This window comes from Falsiroseomonas sp. (genome assembly GCF_051859025.1).
Taxonomy (GTDB): domain Bacteria; phylum Pseudomonadota; class Alphaproteobacteria; order Acetobacterales; family Acetobacteraceae; genus Falsiroseomonas.
Map to the genome: position 1 here is coordinate 50,915 of NZ_JBHYGL010000012.1, position 24,908 is coordinate 75,822.

The 24,908-nt window shown below is 65.6% G+C and carries 18 protein-coding genes and 2 pseudogenes; 10 read left to right on the top strand and 10 right to left on the bottom strand.

Annotation, left to right across the window (positions count from 1 at the left end):
- Both ACTIE5_RS12315 and ACTIE5_RS12320 read left to right on the top strand, forming a co-directional pair.
- A partial coding sequence (locus ACTIE5_RS12315) for a hypothetical protein (protein ID WP_439550000.1) occupies positions 1-1,169 on the top strand: 1,169 nt, incomplete at its 5' end.
- A 745-nt stretch (positions 1,170-1,914) separates the two neighbouring features.
- Complete coding sequence (locus tag ACTIE5_RS12320; RefSeq protein ID WP_439550001.1) at positions 1,915-3,027, top strand: helix-turn-helix transcriptional regulator; 1,113 nt, start codon at positions 1,915-1,917, stop codon at positions 3,025-3,027.
- Here ACTIE5_RS12320 and ACTIE5_RS12325 read toward each other — a convergent pair.
- Both ACTIE5_RS12325 and ACTIE5_RS12330 read right to left on the bottom strand, forming a co-directional pair.
- Positions 3,017-3,958 (bottom strand): hypothetical protein, encoded by a 942-nt coding sequence (locus tag ACTIE5_RS12325; protein ID WP_439550002.1) that lies wholly within the window; start codon positions 3,956-3,958, stop codon positions 3,017-3,019. The two genes, ACTIE5_RS12320 and ACTIE5_RS12325, sit on opposite strands and share 11 nt — an antisense overlap.
- A gap of 3 nt (positions 3,959-3,961) precedes the next feature.
- Positions 3,962-4,891: a thymidylate synthase gene (locus ACTIE5_RS12330; protein WP_439550003.1), complete on the bottom strand. Its 930-nt coding sequence runs from the start codon at positions 4,889-4,891 to the stop codon at positions 3,962-3,964.
- A gap of 415 nt (positions 4,892-5,306) precedes the next feature.
- On the opposite strand from ACTIE5_RS12330, the gene ACTIE5_RS12335 reads away from it, so the two are divergent.
- From ACTIE5_RS12335 to ACTIE5_RS12345, 3 genes are read left to right on the top strand one after another with little or no spacing between them, the layout of a single operon-like run.
- Entirely contained in the window at positions 5,307-6,041 is a 735-nt protein-coding gene (locus ACTIE5_RS12335; RefSeq protein WP_439550004.1) for an HdaA/DnaA family protein, read from the top strand.
- A 9-nt stretch (positions 6,042-6,050) separates the two neighbouring features.
- A complete protein-coding gene (locus ACTIE5_RS12340; protein WP_439550005.1) occupies positions 6,051-8,210 on the top strand; it encodes an RNA degradosome polyphosphate kinase in 2,160 nt (719 codons plus the stop codon).
- 17 nt (positions 8,211-8,227) lie between these two features.
- Positions 8,228-9,733 (top strand): Ppx/GppA phosphatase family protein, encoded by a 1,506-nt coding sequence (locus tag ACTIE5_RS12345; protein ID WP_439550006.1) that lies wholly within the window; start codon positions 8,228-8,230, stop codon positions 9,731-9,733.
- 428 nt (positions 9,734-10,161) lie between these two features.
- On the opposite strand, the pseudogene ACTIE5_RS12350 reads toward ACTIE5_RS12345, so the two are convergent.
- Together ACTIE5_RS12350 and ACTIE5_RS12355 are read right to left on the bottom strand one after the other, a co-directional pair.
- A pseudogene (locus ACTIE5_RS12350) lies at positions 10,162-10,476 on the bottom strand (putative toxin-antitoxin system toxin component, PIN family); the annotation flags it as partial.
- The gene (locus ACTIE5_RS12355; protein WP_439550007.1) at positions 10,430-10,672 is read right to left on the bottom strand and encodes a hypothetical protein; all 243 of its coding nucleotides are present in this window, start codon (positions 10,670-10,672) and stop codon (positions 10,430-10,432) included. The pseudogene ACTIE5_RS12350 and the gene ACTIE5_RS12355, both read right to left, overlap by 47 nt.
- A gap of 191 nt (positions 10,673-10,863) precedes the next feature.
- On the opposite strand from ACTIE5_RS12355, the gene ACTIE5_RS12360 reads away from it, so the two are divergent.
- Both ACTIE5_RS12360 and ACTIE5_RS12365 read left to right on the top strand, forming a co-directional pair.
- Entirely contained in the window at positions 10,864-14,568 is a 3,705-nt protein-coding gene (locus tag ACTIE5_RS12360; RefSeq protein WP_439550008.1) for an NACHT domain-containing protein, read from the top strand.
- 69 nt (positions 14,569-14,637) lie between these two features.
- Positions 14,638-14,841, top strand: a pseudogene (locus ACTIE5_RS12365) (transposase); the annotation flags it as partial.
- 48 nt (positions 14,842-14,889) lie between these two features.
- Here ACTIE5_RS12365 and ACTIE5_RS12370 read toward each other — a convergent pair.
- Together ACTIE5_RS12370 and rnd are read right to left on the bottom strand one after the other, a co-directional pair.
- Positions 14,890-15,201, bottom strand: coding sequence for a hypothetical protein (locus ACTIE5_RS12370; RefSeq protein ID WP_439550398.1), 312 nt, complete (start codon positions 15,199-15,201; stop codon positions 14,890-14,892).
- Positions 15,202-15,347: 146 nt separating this feature from the next.
- A complete protein-coding gene (rnd, locus tag ACTIE5_RS12375; protein ID WP_439550009.1) occupies positions 15,348-16,529 on the bottom strand; it encodes a ribonuclease D in 1,182 nt (393 codons plus the stop codon).
- Between the two features lie 125 nt (positions 16,530-16,654).
- On the opposite strand from rnd, the gene aspS reads away from it, so the two are divergent.
- Both aspS and ACTIE5_RS12385 read left to right on the top strand, forming a co-directional pair.
- Positions 16,655-18,472 carry an aspartate--tRNA ligase gene (gene aspS, locus ACTIE5_RS12380; RefSeq protein WP_439550010.1) on the top strand — a complete coding sequence of 606 codons (1,818 nt, stop codon included), beginning with the start codon at positions 16,655-16,657 and terminating at the stop codon, positions 18,470-18,472.
- Positions 18,473-18,503: 31 nt separating this feature from the next.
- Positions 18,504-19,361 carry an EipB family protein gene (locus tag ACTIE5_RS12385; protein WP_439550011.1) on the top strand — a complete coding sequence of 286 codons (858 nt, stop codon included), beginning with the start codon at positions 18,504-18,506 and terminating at the stop codon, positions 19,359-19,361.
- Here ACTIE5_RS12385 and ACTIE5_RS12390 read toward each other — a convergent pair whose 3' ends face one another.
- From ACTIE5_RS12390 to ACTIE5_RS12405, 4 genes are all read right to left on the bottom strand, one after another.
- Entirely contained in the window at positions 19,362-20,564 is a 1,203-nt protein-coding gene (locus ACTIE5_RS12390) for an acyltransferase family protein (RefSeq protein WP_439550012.1), read from the bottom strand.
- Positions 20,565-20,706: 142 nt separating this feature from the next.
- Positions 20,707-21,711, bottom strand: a complete 1,005-nt coding sequence (locus tag ACTIE5_RS12395; RefSeq protein ID WP_439550013.1) for an asparaginase — start codon at positions 21,709-21,711, stop codon at positions 20,707-20,709.
- Positions 21,708-22,181, bottom strand: coding sequence for a hotdog fold thioesterase (locus ACTIE5_RS12400; RefSeq protein WP_439550014.1), 474 nt, complete (start codon positions 22,179-22,181; stop codon positions 21,708-21,710). Before ACTIE5_RS12400 ends, ACTIE5_RS12395 begins: the two co-directional genes overlap by 4 nt.
- Complete coding sequence (locus ACTIE5_RS12405; protein WP_439550015.1) at positions 22,169-23,599, bottom strand: MATE family efflux transporter; 1,431 nt, start codon at positions 23,597-23,599, stop codon at positions 22,169-22,171. The genes ACTIE5_RS12400 and ACTIE5_RS12405 overlap by 13 nt, the downstream gene beginning before the upstream one ends.
- Positions 23,600-23,705: 106 nt before the next feature.
- Here ACTIE5_RS12405 and ACTIE5_RS12410 point away from each other — a divergent pair, with 106 nt between their 5' ends.
- On the top strand, positions 23,706-24,749 hold the full coding sequence (locus ACTIE5_RS12410; protein WP_439550016.1) for an alpha/beta hydrolase: 1,044 nt from the start codon (positions 23,706-23,708) through the stop codon (positions 24,747-24,749).
- Positions 24,750-24,908 lie beyond the last annotated feature (159 nt).

The following is a 24,908-nucleotide window of genomic DNA, read 5'->3' on the forward strand; positions in this document are numbered from 1 at the left end:
GCCCTGCGCCCTGCGCCCTGCGCCCTGCGCCCTGCGCCCTGCGCCCTGCGCCCTGCGCCCTGTTCCATCCCGGCACCGGCACCGGCGCCACCCTCCATGTCTCGCTGGCTTCCCGGGACCTGCCGGCGGGCCGCTGCGCGATGTGGGATGTCCTGACCCGCCGCGGCGGGCCGGTGCTGTTCCTGAACTGCCCGAACAGCTGGTACCTCCGCGGCGTGCCGGGCTTCGCGGATGACACGCCAGCGCTTCTCGGGCGGATCAACCGCCTGGCCCGGCGCATCAAGGCGAGCCAGGTCGAATTCCTCGGCGCCTCCAGGGGCGGCACGGCGGCCATCCGCCTCGGCATCGAATACGGCGCGGACCGCATCACCGCCATCAGCCCCGAGATCCGCCTCGGCCTGCGCTATTCGCAGAGCGTGCTGGACCTGACCGCGGCGCAATCCCGCGAGGCGCGCGCTGGCCTGGCGGGCCTCCGTACCTCCCGCCCGCGGCGCATCCGCGCCCTGGTCAGCGATGCCGATGCGGTGGATGCGGTGACCATGGCCGCACTGGCGGCGCTGATGCCCGTGGACCTGCTGCTGTTCCCCGGCCGGGACCAGCCCCTGGCGGACCACCTGGCCGCCAGCGGCCGGCTGGATTTTCTTCTGTTCGGCGCGCCCGCCGACACGCGCCTGTGGGATTGCCACCGCGGCCACCACCACGCCCCGCCCTTGGCATCCACCATGGCGATGCTGCGCGCCTACCATGATTGCCGCCTGGGCCGCTTCGCCCGCGCCATCGGCCGCCTGGCCCCGCTGGACGCCACCGCCCCCGGCCACGCCACGGTGGGTTTCCTGCGCGGCTGGGCCCATACCGAACTCCGCAACATCCCCGCCGCCGTCGAGGCCTTCTTCGACAGCCACCGCCACAACCCCCGCTCCATCCGCTTCTGCCGCGCCCTGTCCCAGGCCCTGCTGGCCGCCGGCCGGGCGGAGGAAGCGGTGATCGCCCTGTCCTGGCTGCTGGAAGCCCCGCACCCCGACCGCGTGGCGCTGGTGGCGCTGGCTGATGCGCTGGACGCGACGAACCGGGCAGGGGAGGCGGAGGAGGTGAGGGGGCGGTTGGGGTGGGGCGTATCAGCCTGCGCTGTTGGGATTCGGCTTCATGGTCCTTGTCGCCGAGCAAGATAAGTGTTCCATCTCCGTTCCTAGAAAGGCGGTGCTTTCCACTGCGAAGGCGCGGGGTTCGCAGCCCGACGGTTGGCCCGGTGCACGATGGTGGACTAGACCCGTTGCGCCGAAGCAGGGAGAAAGCGCGCGTACGGCTTCGCCGCTGGCTTAGCGCCGATGATCGACCAGACGTATGGGGCGGCACTTCGCCTCAGCCAACGGCTCTACTACTGGCCGAGCAGGGCATCAGATGGCTCGCCGCGGTGCTTAGAAGGCCGCGGCGGTGCGGAACGGCACGGGCGTGAGCGGACAAGCGGGGATGCGACCAGTGATACGAGCATCGGCCTATGCCAAACTTACAGTTGCGCCTCAAAATACACCGTTTCCGAATCGAGCGGCGTGCGTCTAGATCAGGTGGTGTTCACGGCAGTCTGTCCGAGGCCAATGGAACTTGCCTTCCGAACGAAGGCTCTGCGAACCTTATGCTTGAGCAGGGACCTAATGAATGAACGGTTCGGCCCCGAACGCGCGGAACTGCTTCGCGAGCGCTTTGCGGACATGCGTGCCGCAGAAACCCTTTCCGACGTCCCGCTTGCCCGAATAGTTGAGCCGGCGGCTATTCTGGAAAGGGATGTGACCTTGGATTTAGGAACCGGTGTGCAGTTGATCTTGAGGCCAGGGTCCCTGGAGCCGCCTGTACGGGCGGATGGTGCCGTGGATTGGGAGGGGCTGGACCGGGTGATAATTCAGCGGATTGAGGTCTCGCATGCTTGATGCGCTGCCCTTTGAACCGGATTGGACATCGCCACCCGGAGCTACGATCGCCGGTATCCTAAATGCCCGTGCGCTTCCCCGCGAAACACTTGCACAAGAAATCGACCTTCCTGTTGACGCCATTCATAGGCTCTTGCTTGGCCTGGAGGCAATTGATGCGCTGCTTGCAGAGAAGCTTTCCGCATATCTTGGTTCTTCGCCTCAGTTTTGGCTGCGTAGAGAAGCCCAGTACCGCGCCGATCTAAGACGCATTCGTCAAGCCGAGGTCAATAGCTCCCAAGAAATCTGGGTAAAGCAGTTTCCAGTTAAGGAAATGGCTGATCTTGGCTGGATCGCAAAATTTCACTCGCTATCCGAGGCGGCCCACCTTTGTCTGCAATTTTTTGACGTTCAAGATGTACCAAGCTGGCACCAGCGCTATGCTGGGAGTGCCAGCGCAGCCGCTTTCCGGATTTCATCGGCGGTCAGGACCGACCCTGGCGCAGTATGCGCATGGCTGCGCTGGGCCGAGCTAGTTGCAAGCCGCACCCCTACCGCACCTTGGAATGCAGAGCAGTTCAGAAATAGCTTGAGCGAAATCCGCCGACTCACGTGGCAAAGACGTCCAGCCGTGTTTCTCCCAGCGCTACGTCGCATTTGTGCGGCTGCCGGTGTTGGAATTGTAGTTGCGCGCGCCCCCAAGGGATGTCCCGCAAGCGGGGCGACTCGATTCGTGTCGCCTTCGAAGGCACTAATGGTGCTGAGCTTCCGCTACAAGACCGACGACCAGTTCTGGTTTACCTTCTTCCACGAGGCCGGCCATTTGCTCCTGCATGGACCGGATGCATTATTCCTGGAGGACGGCAGCGAGGTGACCTCCGTCGAAGAAGCTGAAGCGAATGAGTTTGCTGAAAGCATCTTGATCCCAGCCGAATACTCGGATGCTTTCTCAAAGCTGCGTCCGACGGCAAATGAAGTGATCAGCTTTAGTCGTCATATCGGGGTTGCTCCAGGTATTGTTGTGGGGCAGCTACAGCATAGAGGCCGCATTGGGCATGATCGGCTACCACACCTAAAGCGGAGGTATGACTGGGGCGAGATAGGGATGGATCGCCTTATCCCGTGAACCGCCGATATACTGCGGGAGATTTCTGCCAGTTGCAGAGCGCATCTTCAAGAACTTGCATGCCTAAGCCTGTTGATTGTCCAAAGGCGTGAAGTTCTGCATCCAGTGTCTTCGCCCTGCGCCGGCCTTGAGAATTGCCAGTCAATAGTAACCGCGCTCCCGCAAGGGGGCCTGTAGCTCCTACTAAGAATGTCGAGCCTGGGTGAACTGGAGCGATGCCGAGTTTGCCGAGCATGGCTAAAAAATCAAACTTACCCAAGCGGCCAAACCGCTGGACTTGGTCCATTTCGTGGTATAGCGCTTCAAATAGTGCCTCCGGGTTTTGTCCAACCTGCTTGTGCAACGCTTGCACGAGAGACGTGTGTGTGCCTCGGTTCGCGATCCAGGCAACGTAGGACTCAAATACCGCTGATGTACCTTTAGGTGAGTTTGGGTCTAGCGTTTCGTATTTTCGGTGGTTGCTGAAGCGTCTACGTGTGCCGCCGCCACGCAGGGCGCTGTAGTTCAAATTAAGCCATGTTTTGAATGCTGCTGGGCTTTTGGAAATTGCCTTCCAGTCCCAAAGTCCAGTCTGGCCCATGCGTCCGTAAATGTCACGAACCAGTCGCCAGCCGTCGTGATGGTGCTTCCCAAAGTGAGTTGCCAGAAAGACAAGCCACCAAGCCTCGTCTATTTCTCCCTTCCGATTCTTTAGGACTGCTGCGCGCAGCGGGTCAAAAATGTCGGACGAAGGGTCCATTCGGCGCGGGTCGTGTTTTGCCTGACTAAGGTGGACCGCATACTCCACCCTGCGCAGGCTATCGATGAACTGCCGGACTAAGCAGTCCAGATGGCCTGAGGGCTTTGTTCCGGGAAGCTTCAAAATTCTTGCGTCAAAATAAATAATCGAATTTTGTAGAACCTGAGCGCGGGCTATGTCTTTTGGGCTCATTTTTTAGTTGCTTCCTGCTGTATGTTTGGTTGCCGTTAGGTCGAGCCCAGGCAGGTCGGCTTGTGCTGAAACGCGCTTTTGTAACGCAATCTCTCTGCCGCGAATAAATGCGGCGTACACATCGCTGGCCATTTCCTGCTTGATCTGGACGATTTCGCGTAGTGCCCGCCGACGCACTAGAGCCTTAATGCTTAGGATGCGGGCCAGGTCGATCCAATACGGATCAACGCTTTTGACGGGTGGGATTTCGCTTCCTGATCGTATTGCAGCCTCTGCTTTCAGCAGCCATCCAAGCCCAGTTTGCGGATCTCCTGATGGCATAGGCGGCATACTCATCGGCGTTTGCCAACCTTCCGCGAGATAATCACGAGCGCGCGCGATATCATCTTCATACAAGTGTAAGCTGCCAACAAAATGGCTATAGGTGCCCAATTCGAGGCCGAGCTGTCGTGCCACAATTTCTTGTAGGAATGTAAATGCGAAAACGTCGTGTGGGAAACCTCGATATATATCGTTTGATCTCATGGTTACTGCGATGTGTAATCTATCTCGGCGTGGAAGAAATTGAATCGTCGTTGTGCAAGGGACATCCCCCCTGCTCATTCTCAGATCGGCTTTATCAAATATTTGAGCAACAGCTTGGCGAGTATCTGATTTTCCTAGTTTTTCCTTTAGGGTACCTATCAAATTCGCCATTTGGCTTTCTTGGCCGCCGCCAAACAGCCTAGGTCCGTACGCGCCTGGTGCTCGTGTCGCGCGTGTTGATGCGCCGATAAATTTCCTATAATTGGGGATGTAGTATTCTATGTGTCTAAGATCATCAGCTCCAGAAAGATACCAAAGTGTTTCCCCGAGACAGCTAAATAGCGTCGCTCGATCTTCGGTGCGGCTGAACCGCGCTCGCGGGTCCGATATCTCGACGAGAACGCTCATGAACTCTCTCGCGGCTCCTTTCCCGGCTCGGATTCTTTGTCCGGAAGAAAGAAGGCGACGGATTATTGCGCCTAGCGCATCATCCAGTGTGTCAGCTTTGAAGCGCATGGCGGCGGAACATAAGCCGAAATGCAGCTGAATGAAACGATTGTTTGCTGCTCGTTGTCGCTCCCGTATCTTGTCGCGCGGGTCGGCCTGGGGCGTTCACAGTAGCCGTATGCCAATCGGCATTGTGCCGTGCCGCAGCGCCGACCGAAGACGGCCGTGTACGACCGCCTGTCTCCATGACACAGCAGACACTGCGCGCGCTTGAAGTGGCGCCCGATAGTGCCTGATTTCTACTATCCTGGTTGAGATATTGGAGTGTCCCACCCACTCCCCCCCCGCCCCCATCTGCCCTATCGCTTCCCCCCACATGCTCCCCCCCGCCCAGCTCCCACTCCCCCTCGCGCGCCCGCCCTCCTCCGCCCGCGCGGATTGGGTGCCCGATGCCTCCAATGCCGAGGCCCTGGCCTGGCTCGCCGATCCCGCCACCTGGCCGCTGCATCGCCTGGCCCTCTTCGGCCCCCCCGGCACCGGCAAGACCCATCTGCTGCACATCGCGGTGGCGGATCACGGCTGGCGCCTGATCGACGGCGCCGCGCTGACGCCCGACCTCGCCGTGGCCCCCGCGCCCGGCACCGCGCTCGATGCGGCGGAGGCTGCGGACCAGCACGCGCTCTTCCACCTCATCAACCAGGCCGCCGCCACCGGCGCGCCCCTGCTGCTGGCCGCCCGCCAGCCCCCCGCCCGCTGGGCCACCACCTTGCCCGACCTCGCCAGCCGCCTCCGCGCCACCCACGCCGTCGCGCTGGCGGGGCCGACGGACGCCCTCCTCGCCGCCCTGCTCGCGAAGCACCTGGCCGATCGCCAGCTCCGCCTCGACGCCCCCGTCCAATCCTGGCTCCTCGCCCGCCTGCCGAGGGACGCCGCCAGCCTGGCCGCCGCCATCGCGACGCTGGATGAGGCCGCGCTGGCCCAATCCGCCCCCATCACCCGCCCCTTCGCCCGCCAGATCCTGGGCCCCCAGCTCGGCCTGGACGATGCCGATGATGACCGTTTCGGGAATGATTTCCCCGAAACCTCCCCGGATGCCGGCAACCCGGGTTAGTCTCCGCGCATGGACACGCACGCCCCCGCGACCCTCGCCGCCGACAGCCCGCAGCGGTTCATCAACCGCGAACTGTCCTGGCTCGCCTTCAACACGCGGGTGCTGGAGGAAGCGGCCAACCCCCGCCACCCCCTGCTGGAACGCCTGCGCTTCGTCGCCATCAGCGCCTCCAACCTGGACGAGTTCTATTCCGTCCGCGTCGCCGGCCTCATCGGCCAGGACCGAGCCGGCATCTCCACCCCATCCCCCGATGGCCTGACCCCCGCCCAGCAGCTTTCCGCCATCCACGGCACCGCCCAGGGCCTCATCGCCGCCCAGCAATCCGCCTGGCATGAGCTCCGCGGCCTCCTCGCCACCGCCGGCCTGGTCGTCTGCGACCCCGAAACCCTCCCCGCCCCCGACCGCGAATGGCTGGAGGGCTGGTTCATGGACCGCGTCTTCCCCGTCCTGACGCCGCTCGCGGTGGACCCCGCCCACCCCTTCCCCTTCATCCAGAACCTCGCCCTCTGCATGGTCCTGAAGCTGGTGCGGGAGGAAGACGGCGGCACCATGCGCGCCCTTCTCCCCGTCCCCCCCCAGATCGAGCGCTTCATCCGCCTCCCCCCCCAGCCCGATCGCGCCATCCGCTTCGTGATGCTGGAGGATCTGATCGTCCTCTTCCTCCGCCGCCTCTTCCCCGGCTTCATCACCGCCGAGCACGGCCTGTTCCGCCTGATCCGCGACACCGATGTGGAGTTCGAGGAAGAGGCCGAGGACCTGGTCCGCAGCTACGAAACCGCCCTCAAGCGCCGCCGCCGCGGCCGCGCCATCCTGCTCTCCGTCGATGCCCGCATGTCCCCCGACATGATCGACCTCGTCGCCCGCGAACTCGACGCCGACCGCCACAACGTCTTCACCCTCGACGGCCTCCTGGGCGTGACGGACCTCAAGCAGCTCATCGTCGACGACCGCCCCGACCTGCTCTTCACCCCCTACACGCCGCGCTTTCCCGAACGCATCCTCGACTTCGGCGGAGACTGCTTCGCCGCCATCGCCGCCAAGGACATCGTCGTCCACCACCCCTATGAATCATTCGACGTGGTGGTGCAGTTCCTCCGCCAGGCTGCGCGAGACCCCAACGTCGTCGCCATCAAGCAGACGCTCTACCGCACCACCCGCGACAGCCCCATCGCCAAGGCCCTGATTGAGGCCGCGGAATCCGGCAAATCCGTCACCGGCATCGTCGAGATCAAGGCCCGCTTCGATGAGGAACGGAACATCGCCCTCGCCCGCGAACTCGAAGCCGCCGGCGTCCAGGTCGTCTACGGCTTCGTCGAACTGAAGACCCACGCCAAGGTCTCCCTCGTCGTCCGCCGCGAACGAGACGCCCTCCGCAGCTACGCCCATTTCGGCACCGGCAACTACCACCCCATCACTGCCCGCATCTACACGGACCTCAGCTTCTTCACCGCCGACCCCGCTTTGACGCGCGACGCCGCCAAGCTCTTCAACTACATGACCGGCTACGCCCGGCCCGAGACGATGGAAGGCCTGGCCTTCGCCCCCCTGACGATCCGCCCCGCCCTCCTCGGCCTCATCGACCGGGAGATCGCCTTCGCCCGCGAAGGCAAGCCCGCCGCCATCTGGCTCAAGCTCAACTCCCTCGTCGACGAACAACTCATCGACGCGCTCTACCGCGCCTCCCAGGCCGGGGTGAAAGTCGATTGCGTCGTCCGCGGCATCTGCTGCCTCCGCCCCGGCATCCCCGGCCTTTCCGAATCCATCCGCGTCAAATCCATCGTCGGCCGCTTCCTCGAACACTCCCGCATCTACGTCTTCGGCAACGGCCACCGCCTGCCATCCCGCCGCGCCCGAGTCTTCATCAGCAGCGCGGACCTCATGGCCCGCAACATGGACTGGCGCGTCGAAACCATGGTCCCGATCGAGAATCCGACCGTCCACGCCCAGATCCTCGACCAGGTCATGGTGGTGAACCTCCAGGACAGCATGCAAAGCTGGCAATTGCTGGCCGACGGCACCTATCGCCGCCTGCCGCCAGGCGCCAAACCCGTCTCCGCACACGAATACTTCATGACCAACCCCTCCCTCTCCGGCCGCGGCAGCGCGCTTCAGCAACGCCCCGCCGCCCCATCCCGCCGGTCCCGACAGGACCGCGTGGCCCAGGATTGAACCAGGACATACCCCGCTTGGACCTCCCCCCCGCCCGCACCAGCCACCCGCCCCGCCTCGGCGTCGTGGACCTCGGCTCCAACTCCGTCCGCCTGGTCATCTTCGAAGGCCTGACCCGCAACCCCCTCACCATCTTCAACGAGAAAGCAGTCCTCGGCCTCGGCCGCGGCCTCCAACTCACCGGCCGCCTGAATGAAGCCGCCATCGACCCCGCGCTGACCGTCATGGCCCGCTACGCCGCCGTCGCCCGCGCCATGGGCGCCAACCCCGTCCAGGTCATCGCCACCGCCGCCGCACGAGACGCGGAAAACGGCCCCGCCTTCATCGACGCCATCCGCACCCGCCTGCCCGACATGCCCGTCCGCGTCCTGACCGGAGAGGAAGAAGGCCGCCTCTCCGCCGACGGCGTCCTCCTCGGCTTCCCCGAGGCCGATGGCATCCTCGGCGACCTCGGCGGCGGCTCCCTCGAACTCGTGGACCTCCAGCACGGCACCGCGGGCCCCGCCGCCTCCCTCCCCATCGGCGCCATCCGCCTGGCCGACCGCGCCGGCGGAGACCCCATCCGCGCCCGCACCATCGTCGAATCCGAACTCGCCCGCGTGCCGTGGCTCAAGCAGGGGGAGGGCAGGGACCTCTACCTCGTCGGCGGCGCCTGGCGCGCTTTGGCCCGGATGCACATCGCCCAGACCGCCTACCCCCTCTCCATCGTCCACCACTACGTGTTGAGACGTGAGGAAGCCCGCGACCTCGCCGGCCTCGTCGCCCAATCCCCCCGCAAGGTGCTGGAGAAAATCCCCGGCGCGCCCGCCAAGCGCCTCGGCGACATGCCCTTCGCCGCCATCACCCTGCGGCGCCTCCTCCGCGCCACCGGCGCCCGCCGCGTCGTCTTCTCCGCCAACGGCCTCCGCGAAGGCTGGTACGCCAACCTCCTCCCCACCCCCATCCGGCAGGAGGAACCCCTCCTCGCCGCCGGCCGCGAACTCGCCCAGCGCTGGGGCCGCGACACGGCCCTCGCCCCCGCCCTTCTCGCCTGGACCCACCCCCTGTTCGAGGATGAAGCCCCCGAACAACAGGACCTCCGCGAAGCCTCCTGCTGGATCGCCGACATCGGCAGCCACGACCACCCGGACTACCGCGCCGAGCAAGCCTTCTACCGCGTACTCCGTCAGCCCGGCGTCGGCCTGGACCACCACCAGCGCGCCTTCCTCGCGATGGTCGTCGCCCTGCGCTACGAAGCCGACACGAGTATGGGATTCCTGGCCACCGCCCGCGTCCTGCTGGACGCCGCCGCCGTGAAGCGCGCCGAAATCCTGGGCGCCGCCCTGCGCCTGGCCTTCACCCTGTCCGGGGGAACGCCGGTGCTTCTGAGGGGAACGTCCCTGCGCCGCCACGGCGGCGAACTGCAGTTGAGACTGGTGGAGGGCACCGGCGTCTTCGCCGGCGAAAGCGTCCAACGCCGCCTGGACGCCCTGGCCGCCGCCCTGGGCCTGACGGCGACAGTGGAAGTGTCAGCGGCAGGGTGAAAAGATCGGGGCGCCGCCCCGAACCCCGCTGGGGACGATGATCGTCCCCAGACCCCACCCAAATTGGCGCCCCTCGCAGAACCCGCGCCCCCGCGCCACCCGCGCATAGCCCTCTCCACCCTCTTGGGGGGAGAGGGTTGGGTGAGGGGGGCCTCCCCCCCCCCCCGCCCCGCGCCGGAAACCGGGCCCCCCACCCCCCCCCCCCAAAGCCCCCCCCCCCCCCCCCCCCCCGCCCCTCGGGGGGGGGGTGGGGGGGGGTGGGGGGGGGGGGGGCCCCCCCCCCCCCTCCCCACCCACGCGCCCCTCGCCGAAACCCTACCCCCCAAACCCCGCCAGAAACTCCCCCGCCGACACCACCGCCACGGATGCAACACCAGCAGGTCCGCATCCCACGACACGATCACCACCGCCCCACCCGCCAGCGCTGCCTCCAGCACCATGTTGTCCTTGGCATCCCGGCAATCCGTCACCCGCACCGCAGGCACCACGCGCCGCGCCCGCCCGCGCATCAGGCTGAGAAAACCCAGCACCGCCCCTTCATCCATGAAACGCCGGAGCTTCGGCCGCGCCAGCACGCCGACCAACTCCGCCTCCATCGCGTCGGACGCACAGACATCACAGCGCGTGAAGGCCACCGCTACCGCCCGCGCCGGCACCGAACCCGGCTTCAGCAGCGCCCTGACAACCGCGCTGGTATCAAGAACGACGCTCGGCGTTCCAGGCGGCAAGCTCGGCATCCACATCCGCCTCGGTCAGCCCGGCCGCCTGGGCCTTGCGCCCGACGGCCTCGATCATCGCCAGCAGCGGATCGGCCGGCGCGGAGGCGCGCAGCACATCATCCACCAAGCCCCCAATCAAGGAGAGCTTCGTCGGATCACCCCGCAACGCCTCCGCCGCCTCCGGCGACAACGGGATCGGCACCATCACCACCTGGTTCATCGGAACCTCCTGCGCCCCAGCATACCGCCAGGGCGCGCGACCTTCACGCGAATCTACGCCGCTCGGCGTTCCAGGCGGCAAGCTCAGCATTCACATCCACCTCCGCTAGCCCGGCCGCCTAAGCCGTGCGCCCTACACCCCCCTTCCTGGTCAACAGAAATTGCCGTCAAGATCATTGGCAGCGTGGTCTGATGTCATTTGTTGATCGCGCCAAGTCATATGTTAAGGTTGTGCTGCTATCTCAGCGATTGTGGAGATTTATCGCTATGGCGCTCTCGTTTACGACGGCCGTCGCGCAGTTGGGTATGCCGATCGCGAAGCTTCTGCTGAATAAATTTTTCAATGAACCAGCGGCCACTGTGGGCGGAAGCTTGCTGGACCTAGCAGGTGCAAAACTAAAATCCATAGAGGATCAGCGGATAGCTGCTCGCACTTTTGAAGATTTGTCAGATCGAATCGTCAAGCGTCTTTTGCCCGCATTTAGCGGTGCTCAAGATATTGTCGCGGAAGCTGTGACCGTGGAACTGGGCGAAGTTCTGTCCCAAGCGATAACTGCGGAGTTTATTATTCGCAATGACCTCGATGTTGCCAAACTAAGTGCGGAGTTGTTTGCCGTGCGCGCCGAGTCGCGCCGACATTTCGGTGCTTCTGAAGATGCGCTTTACGCGCGCGCACTTGAAGAGGTGGTTCGATTTATCGTGGCTACAGCCGAGGCATTGCCGGAGTTCCAAAGTCGAAGTGCGGCGGCCGTGCTTGGGCGCATTAGCCGTTTGGGTGCCGATATCGAGAAGATTTTAGATCGCGTTGCTCGTATCGAAGCGTTTGCAGCCCGTGCGCAAGACGAGCGTACTCATCGCAGTGCAAGATATGAGGCGGATTATCGGCAGGCGGTTATGCGAAACCTTGATTATCTGGAATTATTTGGTGTTGATATTAGCGCGGAGGCGCAACGCCATGCACTCACCGTTGGTTATGTCTCGCTTAACGTTGCTTCGTCCGCATCTTCAGTCGCGGCATTTTCTGGGGACAATGTGTTCGTTTTTTTGTCAAAGGCTAAGGGGCGTGCGCTAATTCGGGGGCATGCCGGCAGCGGCAAGAGCACGCTTATGCGATGGATAGCTATAGCTGCCGCTTCATACGAAATGCCTGATGTTAATCCACGCCAGCTTGCGCTTATGCTTGACGCAGCATCAGGGGGAGATAAATCTGTCAGCGGCGAACTCGTTGCATCAACAGATGCGTCCTATTTGCGCCTTAAGTCACTCGGCACACCATTTGATCGTGGCCGCCTTCAAACAATCCTGACTAAAGGCATCTCAGGTGTAATTTCTGCGACTGCCTCTGACGTGGCGATAGCGCACGCGTGGATGCATACAACTCTCTTCGGTCGGCACCGTGTGCCCTTCCTCGTAAGATTGCGCGAATGCCAGGGTGGAAAACTGCCCACGCCGGACGACCTCCCCGCGCTCATAGCTTCAGAAATTGGGGCTCCCCCAGAGCACTGGGTTAGATCAGTGCTAGAGGCAGGCCAAGGGTTACTTCTCCTCGATGGTGTTGATGAAATTCCTAATGCAAATCGAAATCAAATCCGGAGTGCGATTGAGGCAATCGTGCAGCAATTTCCGGATATTTGGTGTGTAGTTACAACCAGGCCCACTGCCGTCCCTGATAATTGGCTTGCCAGGGTGGGCTTTACAGAAGCTTCAGTCTCGCCAATGAGCGACGTTGATCAGAGCGAGTTTATTCGTCGGTGGCACGCGGCTATCGCAGAAGAGCTTAAGCTTCAAGGGCGTCCGTCAGACACTCATCAGCTTGCTGAGGATCTTATTCTAAAATTGACGGAGGCGCCGGCTATCGCGCGTGTGGCATCTAATCCGCTCTTGTGCGCTGTAGTTTGTTCGCTTCATCGAGACCGTCACCGTAATTTGCCCGAGAGTCAGAGCGATCTTTGTGAGGCGATGTGTCATTTGCTGCTGCATAGGCGGGAAGTCGAAGCCGGATTATCGATCGCCGAATTTCCAGTTGAATATCGCCTCCTAAGCTATATGCAGAAGCGGACAATCATTCTAGAGATTGCGCATTTTATGGTTCGCAATGAGCTGTCTTCTGCTCTGGATAGCGACCTCGTCCCAGTGGTAGACAGAACGCTGCGTACATTTCCGACATACGCTCACCAAGATGCTAGGCGATCACTCATTGCTCTTGTCGAGCGGAGTGGTGTTTTAAGGGAGCAGCCAGGCGGAAAAGTTGACTTTGTTCACAATACAATTAAAGAATTCCTTGCTGCTGAGGCGTTTTGTAGGGGGGGCGATGTGCATTTGTTGGCACTTCGAGCCGTAGATGATGCATGGCGCCAAGTGGTACTGTTTGCGGTTGCTGCTTCCAATATGGCTTTTGCGACCAGAATATTCCAGGAAATGATTTCTCTGTCCCAGGCAAACATGAGCGCCCGCGCGTCTCACCATTATAAGCTTGCGGCTGTTTATTGCCGTTCAGCAGCTGTGCAGCTGGAGCCCGAGTTGATTGGAAAACTTAAGGCTTTGGAGCGTTCGCTGTTTCCCCCCAAAACATTTAGTGAGGCGGAGGTTTTGGCGGCGGGCGGCGATCATGTGGTGCCACTTTTGCGCTACACTAGAATGAAAGCGCGGACAGCTGCCGCTTGCGTACGGGCTTTGCGACTCATAAAAAGCAAGCTTGCTGCTCGCGCTTTGGACGATTACATGATTGATGACAGGCAAGCCGTAGTTTCAGAGCTTGCGTTGGCGGTTAATCCATTAAAAATATCAGTCCTGCGTAAAGCAGTATTGGCTGGCGAGGTTCTCGATTATCGAACGCTGCGTCAAATATCAGATCTTGGTCCGCTGCGTGGATGTGCGGCAGGGACAATCCGGCTTCCGGGCATTCGGAGCATGAGTCTCGAGCCGCTGACGCAAATCCACGGCCTTCAACATTTAGTGCTTCATAATTCAAGCGTGCAGTCATTTGAGGAGTTGCAAAACATACGAACGCTAGTCCGCCTTGACGCGATGCATAGTGACGTCGCGACACTCGGGTTGCTTTCCGGTCTGGATAATCTAACTCATTTGGATTTAGAGGGTACTCGCGTTCAAGACATATCTGCTGTATCTAGACTGAAAAAATTATCGATGTTGGATCTGAGTTGGACAGGTATTGCAGACATCAGTGCGGTTGCGTTGTCTCCTGATCTCATTAGTTTGAATATTTCTTCATGCAAGCAGCTTGACGCTTCAGCGATGCCGCGCCTGCCAGGGCTGGAATATTTGAATATTTCGGCTCTAGAGCATAAGGCGATCGACTATCTTGATGGATATTCGGCGTTGGTCGAGATTGTGATGCACGGCACAATTCCAGATGATATTTCGGTGTTGCGGCGCCTTCCGCGACTTCGCGCACTTAGCGGGCTCAGTATCGACAAAAAGAGCCTCGCCGTCGTGTGTTCCTTGGCTGGGTTGAAAACGCTGCGCGTGGTCGCCGCTGATGCGGGCGCGCTTACGGACATCACTTCGCTTCTAAAGCTTGAAACTCTTGGTATTGTTGACTGCAATCTAAATGATTTGAAGTCTCTTTCTCAGTCAGAAAATCTGACCACTTTGATTATATCGTCGCCTATCCAGTCGGTCGCGGGGATTGAAAAGTTGCGAGCGCTCAAACATCTTCAGATTCACCGGGGCGCGCTCGATGGAATCGAAGAATTGCGTGAGCTTAAGAAATTAGAGTATGTAACTCTTCCGAATTTGGATATGCGGGCGGCTCAGCTTCTCTCTGATCTTCCGCTCTTAAAGCGCGCTTTCATATTTGGGTCTGCAAACCACGATGCTTTTTCCAAGCTGAGCCAGAAAATTGAAGTCACTGTTTCGGGCATGATGACACAGTAACGGAAAAAGTCCTGGCTGTGATAGGAAAATTGTCTTGATGGCGCGCGGTTTGGATGCTAGTCCTTGTGAATGCTCCCCCTCCACCCCACCCCCTCCCACCCTTGGTCCCCCCTGACCGATGCGGAGTGGCACGCCCTAGAACCCTACCTCCGCCCCACCAACAAGCGCACCGGCCGCCCGCCGAGGGACCGCCGCGCCACCTGGGACGCCATCTTCTGGCTCGCCGTCACCAACGCCCCCTGGTCCGCCATCCAGGCCAATCGGCACGTCACCAAGGGCAACGCCCACAGCGCGCTCGCCACCACGGCCAGGACCGGCGTCCTATCCCGTCTCCTCCTCGCCGTCTCCCGCCATCCCTTCGCGGACCCGGCCCTCGCCTCCCTGGAATACCGCATCGCCGCCACCTTCCGGCGCGCCGCGCGTATTCTCCCGCCGGAGGATCTGCTCCTCGCCCGCACCCTCGGCATGGCCACCGCGCTGCCCGTGGATCCCGCTGATCTGCCGCCGCCGGATGGCGCCCTCGCCATCCCCGCCCATGCGCTTCGCGGCCTCCCGCCGCCGGCCCCACCACGGCCGCAACGCCGCGCGCCCGGCACCAGGCCGCAACCGGCGCCCCGCCTTCCGGCCGGCCACGCTGAAAACGGTGCTAAAGGTGCTAAAACGGCTAAATGCGCTTTAGAATCGCGCCCAAGCCCTTGAAAAAAAAAGGGCCCGCGAGCGGGCCCTCAAATCTAAAATCCTCTAAACGGATACTGAGGCTAAAAAGCCACACCCACCCGCTAACCCGCTGAGATCAGACGGATCTTCTTCCCGTCCACGCCCAGCGCCACCTTGCCCGCCTTCAGCGACAGCGCCGCCTCCCCGAACACGTCCCGCCGCCAGCCGACCAGCGCCGGCACATCCGTCTCCCCGGCCGCCAGGCGTTCCAGCTCATCCGTATTGGCCAGCAGTCGAGGCGCCACATGGTGCTCCTCGCTCTTCGCCGCCAGCAGCACCTTCAGCAGTTGCACCAGGGCGGGGGAGGGGGCGGCCCCGCTCCGCTCCCGCGGTGCTTCCGGCAGGGCGCTTTCCGGCAGCCCCTTCGCCGCCGTGATCGCCGCCAGCAGGCTCGCGCCGGACTTGCCTTTCGCAAAACCCTCGGAGATGCCGCGCGCCCGCGCCAGGTCGTTCACCGTCTCCGGCGCCGTGGCCGCGATCTCCAGCAGCGTCTCATCCTTCACCAGGCGCTGGCGGGGGATGTTGACGCGCTGCGCCTCCTTCTCCCGCCACGAAGCCGCGGCGCGCAGGATGCCGAGAAACCGGCGGTTATGCGTCCGCGGCCGCAGCCGCTCCCACGCCGTCTCGGGGTCCTGGCGATAGGTCGCCGGGTTCGCCAGCTCCCCCATCTCCTCCCCCACCCACCCGTCGCGGCCTTCGCGCGCCAGCTTGGACGTCAGGCCGGTATAGATGCGGCGGAGGTGCGTCACATCGGCCGCGGCATAGTTGATCTGGGCGGGGGAAAGCGGCCGCGCCGCCCAGTCGCTGAAGCGATGCGCCTTGTCGATCTGCGCATTGGCGAGTGACCGCGCCAGTTGGTCGTAGCTCACCTGGTCGCCGAAGCCGGCGACGGTCGCCGCCACCTGCGTGTCATATAGCGGCGTCGGCACCGCCCCGAACTTCAGCAGGAAGATTTCCACGTCCTGCCGGGCCGCGTGGAACACCTTCACCACGGCCGGGTCCGCCAGAAGCTCCCCGAGTGGTGCCAGGTCGAGCCCCGGCGCCAGCGCATCCACCACCGCGACCTCATGGTCGCCCGCAAGCTGGACGACGCAGAGTTCGGGCCAGTAGGTCCGTTCCCGCATGAATTCGGTGTCGACCGTCACGAAGGACTCGGCACGAAGCCGGGTGCACAGCGCGGTGAGGGTCTCGGTATCCGTGATCAGGTCAGGCGACGCGTCGGCGCCCGGGGTGCGGCGGCTCATGCCAACCCGTGTAGACCCGCGCGGGGGCGGGGGGAAGCCATGCTGCTCCCCTTGGCCCCTTGACAGGAGGGGCCCCGTGCGGCGCTTTCGCCCCGGAATCCTCATTTGCTCGCAGGCCCATACCCATGCACGCCTACCGCACCCATACCTGCGGCGCCCTCCGCGCCACCGATGCCGGCAAGACCGTCCGCCTCTCCGGCTGGGTGCACCGCAAGCGCGACCACGGCAGCCTGCTGTTCATCGACCTGCGCGACCATTACGGCCTGACCCAATGCGTGGTGGCCCAAGGCGCCCCGGGCTTCGAGACGCTGGACAACGCCCGCCCCGAAAGCGTGGTGACCGTGACCGGTGAGGTCGTGCCGCGTGAGGGCACCACCATCAACCCCAAGCTCCCCACCGGCGAAATCGAGCTCCGCGTCCGCGAGGTCACCGTCCAGTCCGCGGCGGAGGTCCTGCCCATCCAGGTCGCCGGCGAACAGGAATTCCCCGAGGATCTGCGCCTCCGCTACCGCTTCATCGACCTGCGGCGCGAACGTCAGCACCGCAACCTGATGCTCCGCGCCAGCGTCATCGCCAGCATCCGCCGCCGCATGATCGATCAAGGGTTTACCGAGTTCCAGACCCCCATCCTGACGGCCAGCAGCCCGGAGGGTGCGCGGGACTTCCTCGTCCCCGCCCGCAACCACCCCGGCAAGTTCTACGCCCTCCCCCAGGCCCCCCAGCAGTTCAAGCAGCTGGCGATGGTCGCCGGCTTCGACCGTTATTTCCAGATCGCCCCCTGCTTCCGGGACGAGGCCAGCCGCGCGGACCGCTCCCCGGGGGAGTTCTACCAGCTTGATTTCGAAATGAGCTTCGTCACCCAGGAAGACGTCTTCGCCGCGATCGAGCCCGTCCTGGCCGGCGTGTTCGAGGAATTCGCCGACTATTCCGGCACCCGCCGCGCCGTCACGCCCGCGCCCTTCCCCCGCATCCCCTATGACCAGGCGATGCTGGAATTCGGCTCCGACAAGCCGGACCTGCGCAACCCGCTGCGCATCGCCGATGTGACGGAACACTTCGCCGGCGGCTCCTTCGGCCTCTTCGCCAAGATCGCGGCCTCCGGCGGCGTCGTCCGCGCCATCCCGGCCCCGGGCGCCGCCAGCCAGCCCCGCCGCTTCTTCGACCAGCTGAACGAATGGGCCCGCAGCGAGGGCGCCGGCGGCCTCGGCTACATGACGTTCGAGGCCGGTGTCGGCGCCGGCCCCATCGCCAAGAACCTGGAACCCGCCCGCGCCGCCGCGCTCCGCGACGCGATGGGCCTGAAGGACGGAGACGCCGTCTTCTTCGCCGCCGGCAAGGTGGAGGACGCCGCCAAGCTCGCCGGCAAGGCCCGCACCCGCATCGGCACCGACCTGGGCCTGATCGAGAAGGATGTCTACCGCTTCTGCTGGGTGACGAACTTCCCCATGTACGAGCTGAACGAGGAAACCGGCCAGATCGACTTCAGCCACAACCCCTTCTCCATGCCGCAGGGGGAGCTGGAGGCGCTGAACACGATGAACCCGTTGGATATCAAGGCCTACCAGTACGACATCGTCTGCAACGGCATCGAGCTGAGCTCAGGTGCCATCCGTAACCACCGCCCCGACATCATGCTCCGCGCCTTCGAAATCGCGGGCTACGGCCCCGACGTCGTGGAAAGCCGCTTCGGCGGCATGCTCAACGCCTTCCGCTACGGCGCCCCCCCCCACGGCGGCTCCGCCCCCGGCATCGACCGCATCGTCATGCTCCTGGCCGATGAGCCGAATATTCGTGAAGTAATTTTGTTTCCTATGAATCAGCAGGCGGAAGACCTGATGATGGGCGCCCCCGCGGCGGTGGAGCCGGCCCGCCTGAAGGAGCTGTCGATCAAACTCGACATCCCCCCCGCCAAGACGGGTGCGGCCGGGCCCAAGGCGTCCTAGATACCGGGGGCCAGCGCCTCCAGGAGCATCCATGGCCCAGACCCGCCGCCTCTCGCTCGCCGCCGCCTTCTGCCTGCTGGCGGCTCCCGCCTTCGCGCAGGGGCCCGTGACCACCGGCCCCCGCGCCGGGGTGGGCGAGGAAGCGCTCTCGGCCGGCATCGCCCGCATGGCGGCCCACCGCGCCGCCTACCGGCTGGATCTGGGGGAGGCGCGGAATTCCGGCATCGCCTCCGTCCGCGGCGCCATGGTCTTCGACGTGGCCGATGCCTGCGAGGGCTGGGCCACCCGCCAGCGCATGACCATGACCGTCACGGATCGCGATGGGCAGGAGATCGAGACCGTCTCCGACTACGCGACCTATGAGGCGAAGGACAATTCGCGCCTCCGCTTCTCCCTCACCCAGACCACGCAGGGCGCCGTCAGCTCGCGCGTCTCTGGCGAGGCGGAGCTCAAGCCCGACGGTTCCGGCACCATCCGCTACGCCGAACCCGCGGGGAAGGAGGAGGCGCTGCCCGCCGGCACCCTGCTGCCGATGCGCCACACCGTCCTGGCCGTGGAGACCGCCCGCGCCGGCCGCCGCCTGCTGGCCGCGCCGCTCTTCGACGGCACCTCCGACGAAGGCCCGCAGGACACGACGACGATCATCGCGGCCTGGTCCCCCGCCGCCGCCCAGCCGCGCTTCCCGCTGATGGCGGACCAGGCCTCCGGCCGCATGCGCATCGCCTTCTTCGAGCGCGGCGCCGGCGCGAACGGCGCCTCCCAGCCGGAATACGAGGTCGGGCTGCGCTACTTCGAGAATGGCGTGGCGGACGAGATCATCATGGATTTCGGCGAATTCTCCGTCTCCGGCCAGGTGCTGGAACTGGCCGCGCTGCCCGCGGGCTGCTGATCACGCAACGCGGCTCGGCATCCCCCCCTCCGGCGCCCAATCCGGCGCCGGGGCAGGGCAGCGCGGCACCGGCGCGGCGAAGGATCGGCGCCCCAGCCGCTTCTCCACCCGCCGCGCCAGGCGGCGCGACGGCACCTCCACGAAGCGATACATCGGCAGCGCCGCCGCCAGGGCCAGCAGCGTCGCGAAGGCGGCCATCGCCTCCGGCGGCCACTCATCGTGCAGCGCGTGCATCGTCGCCACCAGCACCGGCACATGGACAAGGTAGAGGCTGAAGGAGATCGCGCCCAGCCCCACCAGCACCGGCGACCGCAGCGCATCCCGCAGCCAGCCGGGCTGCCGCGCGATGACGATCAGCAGCGCGGAGGCCGCATAGACCGGCAGGTCGGAGGACATGCTGAACAGCGCCAGCGTCGCCATGCCAGCCGCGATCATCGCCTGCGGCGACAGCCGCGGCACATCCTGCCCGAGGGCCAGCGCCAGCGCGGCGCCGGTGCCGATCCCGCCGGCGAAGTAGAAGCTGGCCGCGACGGTACTGTGCAGCTGCGGCCCCAGCAGAACACGGTTTTCCGTGGCGCCGCCCATGATGCCGATCGCCATCAGCGCCAGCACCGCGGCGATGAACAGCGCGACGCGGCCGCGGAACAGCAGCACCAGCGGCAGCAGCAGCGACATCCGCCATTCATGCACCAGCGACCACAACACGACGTTCAGCCGCATGTCGTCATTATCGGCCATCAGCGCGATGTTGGAGACGATCTGCCCCGCCGTCGGCGGCTCCAGCCAGGTGAACAGGCTGCGTTCCCGCCATTCCGCCGGCAGCGCCGGCTCCGCGAAAGCGGCGTAGAGCACGACCGACAGAAGGACCGACACCGCGACGGGCAGGCCCAGCCGGATGGTGCGCTGCGCGGCGAAGGCGCCGAGCCCCGGCGACCCGTTGCGCAGCAGCGCCCGCACCAGCACGTAGCCCGACAGCACGAAGAAGAAGAGGACGGCGGGCCGCCCCATCTCCACGATCCGCAGCGGCGTCAGCTGCGTCATCGTGTAGCGCAGCCACCCCGCCCCCGCGATGGCGGGCGTCTCGTAGCGCGGAATGAGCTGCAGCGCGTGATGGACCAATACCGCGAAGGCGGCCAGGCCGCGCAGCGCGTCGAGTTCCTCCAGCCGGTCGGATGGCTGGCCGGCACGGATGTCTCGTTGCATCGGCGTCTCCCCAGGGTTTCGTCACAGCGGGGCAGGCCGATGGGGTCTAGGGCGGCGGCATGGCGGGCTGTCGTCCGGAACGGCTGTCCGGGAGAAGCCCCGGCGCCGCCCGGCGGTTCCCCGCCATGCTCAACTTCCTACTTCAACAAGCGTCGAAGATCGCCTGGATGGCGCCGCGTTCCCGCGTGCGGGTCAGGGCCAGCATCAGCAGCACGCGGGCCTTCTGAGGTGTCAAATTATCCGCGTTCAGGAAGCCTTCCTGCTGGTAGCGCTTCGCGGGGAAGGTGCGCCCCGACATGGCGCGGGAGGAGAGGACCACCTGGCAACCCGCCTCCATCGCCTCCACCAGCGCGACGCGTTCCGCGGGGGTGGTGAAGCCTGGCGCGAAGGCGGCCGCCACGATGCCTCGCGCGCCCGCCTGGAGGAACGCCTTCACCGCCACGCCATCGCCGCCGGCCACCGAATAGATCACGTCGACGCGCGGCGGCGTCGCCATCCCCGCCACGGCGAAGCGATCCGCCACCGGCAGCACGCGCATCGGGCGCCGCCAATAGGTGATGCGGTCGGCATCCGCATGGCCGAGCACGCCGACATCGGGGCTGCGGAAGGTCTGCATCCTGCCGGTGGAGGTCTTGGTCACCTCCCGCGCCGCCTGGATCTCATCGTTCAGCACCACCAGCGCGCCCATGCCGCGGCTGTCCGGGTGGCCCGCCACGCGCACCGCCTTCACCAGGTTCATGTGGCCGTCGGTGGACAGGCCGGTGAAGGGCCGCTGCGCGCCGGTGACGACGATGGGGATGTCGCTGGGGACGGTGAGCGACAGGAAATAGGCCGTCTCCTCCAGCGTCGCCGTCCCGTGGGTGACGACGATGCCATCGAGGTCGGGATGCGCCGCCTGCAGCGCCGCGATCCGCCCCAGCAGCGCCTGCCAGTCCGACCAGCCGACGGCGGTGGAGGGGATGGCGCTGTGCAGCACCGGGATCACCTCCGCCACCTGCTTCAGCGCGGGGATGCCCGCGACCAGCTCCTCGGCATTCAGGATCGGGCGGCCGGAGGAGGCGTAGTCCTGCACATCCAGCGGATCGAGGCCCTGGGAGGCGATGGTCCCCCCCGTCCCGATGACGGCAACCTTGGGCAGCCGGCTCATGCGGCGTTTCCTTCTACGACAGCGGTGGTGAGGCGTGAGACGCAGGCGAGCTTGCCGTCCGCGCGGCGGATTTCCGTCTGCCACACCTGGGTGCGGCGGCCGGTATGGAGCGGACGGCAGATGGCGGTCACGGTCTGGCCCTTCGGCACGCCCGCCATGTGGTTGGCATTCACCTCGATCCCCACGGCCAGCTGGCCTTCGGGCAGGGTCATGATGCTGGCCAGGGTGCCGAGGGATTCGGACAGCACCACGCTGGCGCCGCCATGCAGCAGGCCGAAGGGCTGGGCCGTGCGTTCATCCACCGGCATCTCCGCATGCAGCGCATCCTCCGTGATGGCGGTGATGCGGATGCCGAGATGGCCGGACATGTTGCCCACCATCCGCGCATTGATCTGTTCCGCCGTCCAGTCGCGCTTCCAGAGAGCCATGCCGATACCCGCCTCGTTGAGGCGGGAAGTCAGCGCGGCCACCGGCGCGTGGTCAACCCACCCGAGGCCGACAACCGCACCCAGCGCGCCAGCATCAGCCCCGCCACGATGAACAGCCCGATGGCGAGGCCGAGCCAGATGCCGATGGGCCCGAGCCCGGCCGGGAAGGCCAGCACCAGGCCACAGGGCAGGCCGATGACCCAGTAGCCGAGGCCCGCCAGCAGCATCGGCACGCGCGTATCCTTCAGCCCGCGCAGCGCCCCCGCCGCCACCGCCTGCACGCCATCCGCCAGCTGGAACAGCCCCGCCACCAGCAGCAGCGTCGTGGCCAGCGCCGCCGTCTCCGCCGCGCCCGGATTGGCGGCATCCAGGAACAGCCAGGCGATCGGCCCGCCCGCCAGCAGCAGCAGCGTGGCCGCGAAGGCCATGAACCCCGCCCCGAAGCCGATCGCGACCCAGCCGGCGCGGGACGCGGCGCTGGCGCGCCCGGCACCCGTCGCCAGCCCGACCCGCGCCGTGGCGGCCTGGCCGACGCCCATCGGCACCATGAAGGTCATTGCCGCCACCTGCACGGCGATGGCATGCGCCGCGACGGCCAGCGCGCCCATCCAGCCCATGGCGATGGCGGCGGCGGAGAAGACCGTGATCTCCAGCGCCATGGCCCCGGCGATGGGCAGGCCGATCGCCGCCACCTCCCTCAGCCTGGCCGCATCGAAGCGCCAGAGTCGGCCGAACAGATGATAGCGCCGCAGCCGCCGGTCCCGTGCGATCATCGCAACCAGACCCGCCAGCATCGCCAGGTTGCAGAGCGCGGAGGCGATCCCCGCCCCCGCCACGCCGAGCGGCGGCAGGCCGAGCCCGCCATGGATCAGCCACCAGTTCAGCGGCACGTTCAGCGCGATGCCGAAGCCCGAGACGAGGAGCGCGGCGTTCGGCCGCTGTTCGGCCGCCAGGAAGCCGCGCAGCACGATGAAGCCGCAGAATAGCGGCATGCCCCACATCATGGCGCCGACATACTCGGCCGCGAGCGCCGCCAGCGCTGCCTCCTGCCCCAGCGCCAGCAGCACGGCTTCCGTGTTCCACAGCAGCAGCCAGGTGGGGAGGGTGCCCGCGGCCACGGCCCAGAAGGCGGCGCGGACATCCCGCCGCATGCCCCGCAGATGCCCGCGCCCCCGCCCGCGCGTCTGCGCGCAGAGCGGCGCCGCGGCCAGCGCCAGGCCGAAGGTCGGCGCCAGGGCGGCGAAATAGAGGTTGCTGCCCAGCGTCGCCGCCGCCAGTTCCAGCGTGCCGACCCGTCCGAGGAACAGCGAATCGGTCAGCCCGAGCGCGAACTGGCTGAGATTGGTCAGCACCAGCGGCCAGGCCAGCGCCAGCATCGCCCGCCATTCGGCGGACCACGCGGCCCCCGGCTTCCCACCCGCCTGTTTCCCGCCGGCATTCCCGTCCATGCGGCGGGGCATAGCCGCTCCGCCACCGCCTGTCGCATGACGGTATGTGGACCACGCTTGGGGCGGGGCGGTGCCTCGGCGTAGGATACGCCAACCGAGACCCGGAGAGACGCCCCCCATGAAGCGACGCAACATCCTGGCCGCGCCCGCCCTCGTGGCCGGCGCCGCCGCCCTGCCGGCGGCCGCCCAGGCACAGCCCCGCATCGTCACCGAGGAATTCATGGTGCCGGCCACCGATGGCCAGGGGGAGATCTTCGTCCGCAGCAAGCGGCCGGAGGGGCTGGCGGCCTCCGCCAGCCGCACCCTGCTCTTTGTCCATGGCGCGACCTATCCCGCGCATTCCGCCTTCGACCTGCCGTTGGGCGGCTTGTCCTGGATGGACTACATCGCCGGCCGCGGCTTCGACGTGTGGTGCATGGATCTGCGTGGCTATGGCCGCAGCACGCGCCCCGCCGTGATGGCCGAGCCGCCGGAAGCCAACCCGCCCCTGATGCGCGGCGATGCCGCGGTAGCCGATGTCGCCGCCGTGGCCGCCTTCATCCGCCAGCGCCGCGCGGTGCCCCGGATGGTGCACATGGCCTGGTCCTGGGGCTGCTCGCTGATGGCGCGCTACGCCACCGACAACCCCGGCATGGTGGACCGCCTGGTCCTGTTCGCGCCGCAATGGCTGCGCGAAAGCGCGAGCCCGGCCGGCGTGGGGGCGGGCGCGCAGCTCGGCGCCTATCGGAGCGTGACGCAGGCCCAGGCCCGCGACCGCTGGATGGCCGGCGTGCCGGAGGCGGCGCGCGCCGGGCTCATCCCGCCCGGCTGGTTCGAACATTGGTCCGGCGTGACCTGGGCGACGGACCCGGAGGGCATGCGGCGCAACCCGTCGGTGTTGCGCGCGCCCAACGGCGTGCTGGCCGACAGCGCGGAGTTCTGGCAGGCGGGCCGGCCCTTCTGGGACCCCGCGCGCGTCACCGTGCCCACCCTGCTGGTGGTGGCGGAATGGGACCGCGACACGCCCCCCGGCATGGCCACCACCATCTTCCCGCTGCTGACGGCGAGCCCGGGCAAGCGCCTGGTGCTGCTCGGCGAGGGGACGCACACCATGCTGATGGAGCGCAACCGCGGCGCGCTGTTCCAGGCCGTGCAGGTCTTTCTGGAGGAAGCCGCGGCCTGACGAATGCCGCGGGGCGGGCCGTAACGGTGCCGCGGCGGAACGGGGTACCGTTCCGCCGCGCATGACGCCACCGCGCCGCGGCCCGTGGCGTTGACAGGCGCGCGCACGGGCCGCTCACTCCGCATCAAGGGCGGCTGATGCCGCAGGAGGGACCCGGCC

Excerpts from the sequence above, each read along its gene's own strand:
- ACTIE5_RS12320 (WP_439550001.1), top strand. The coding sequence starts at position 1,915 with ATGCTTGATGCGCTGCCCTTTGAACCGGATTGGACATCGCCACCCGGA.
- ACTIE5_RS12325 (WP_439550002.1), bottom strand. The coding sequence starts at position 3,958 with ATGAGCCCAAAAGACATAGCCCGCGCTCAGGTTCTACAAAATTCGATT.
- ACTIE5_RS12330 (WP_439550003.1), bottom strand. The coding sequence starts at position 4,891 with ATGAGCGTTCTCGTCGAGATATCGGACCCGCGAGCGCGGTTCAGCCGC.
- ACTIE5_RS12335 (WP_439550004.1), top strand. The coding sequence starts at position 5,307 with ATGCTCCCCCCCGCCCAGCTCCCACTCCCCCTCGCGCGCCCGCCCTCC.
- ACTIE5_RS12340 (WP_439550005.1), top strand. The coding sequence starts at position 6,051 with ATGGACACGCACGCCCCCGCGACCCTCGCCGCCGACAGCCCGCAGCGG.
- ACTIE5_RS12355 (WP_439550007.1), bottom strand. The coding sequence starts at position 10,672 with ATGAACCAGGTGGTGATGGTGCCGATCCCGTTGTCGCCGGAGGCGGCG.
- ACTIE5_RS12360 (WP_439550008.1), top strand. The coding sequence starts at position 10,864 with ATGTCATTTGTTGATCGCGCCAAGTCATATGTTAAGGTTGTGCTGCTA.
- rnd (WP_439550009.1), bottom strand. The coding sequence starts at position 16,529 with ATGAGCCGCCGCACCCCGGGCGCCGACGCGTCGCCTGACCTGATCACG.
- aspS (WP_439550010.1), top strand. The coding sequence starts at position 16,655 with ATGCACGCCTACCGCACCCATACCTGCGGCGCCCTCCGCGCCACCGAT.
- ACTIE5_RS12385 (WP_439550011.1), top strand. The coding sequence starts at position 18,504 with ATGGCCCAGACCCGCCGCCTCTCGCTCGCCGCCGCCTTCTGCCTGCTG.
- ACTIE5_RS12390 (WP_439550012.1), bottom strand. The coding sequence starts at position 20,564 with ATGCAACGAGACATCCGTGCCGGCCAGCCATCCGACCGGCTGGAGGAA.
- ACTIE5_RS12395 (WP_439550013.1), bottom strand. The coding sequence starts at position 21,711 with ATGAGCCGGCTGCCCAAGGTTGCCGTCATCGGGACGGGGGGGACCATC.
- ACTIE5_RS12405 (WP_439550015.1), bottom strand. The coding sequence starts at position 23,599 with ATGCCCCGCCGCATGGACGGGAATGCCGGCGGGAAACAGGCGGGTGGG.
- ACTIE5_RS12410 (WP_439550016.1), top strand. The coding sequence starts at position 23,706 with ATGAAGCGACGCAACATCCTGGCCGCGCCCGCCCTCGTGGCCGGCGCC.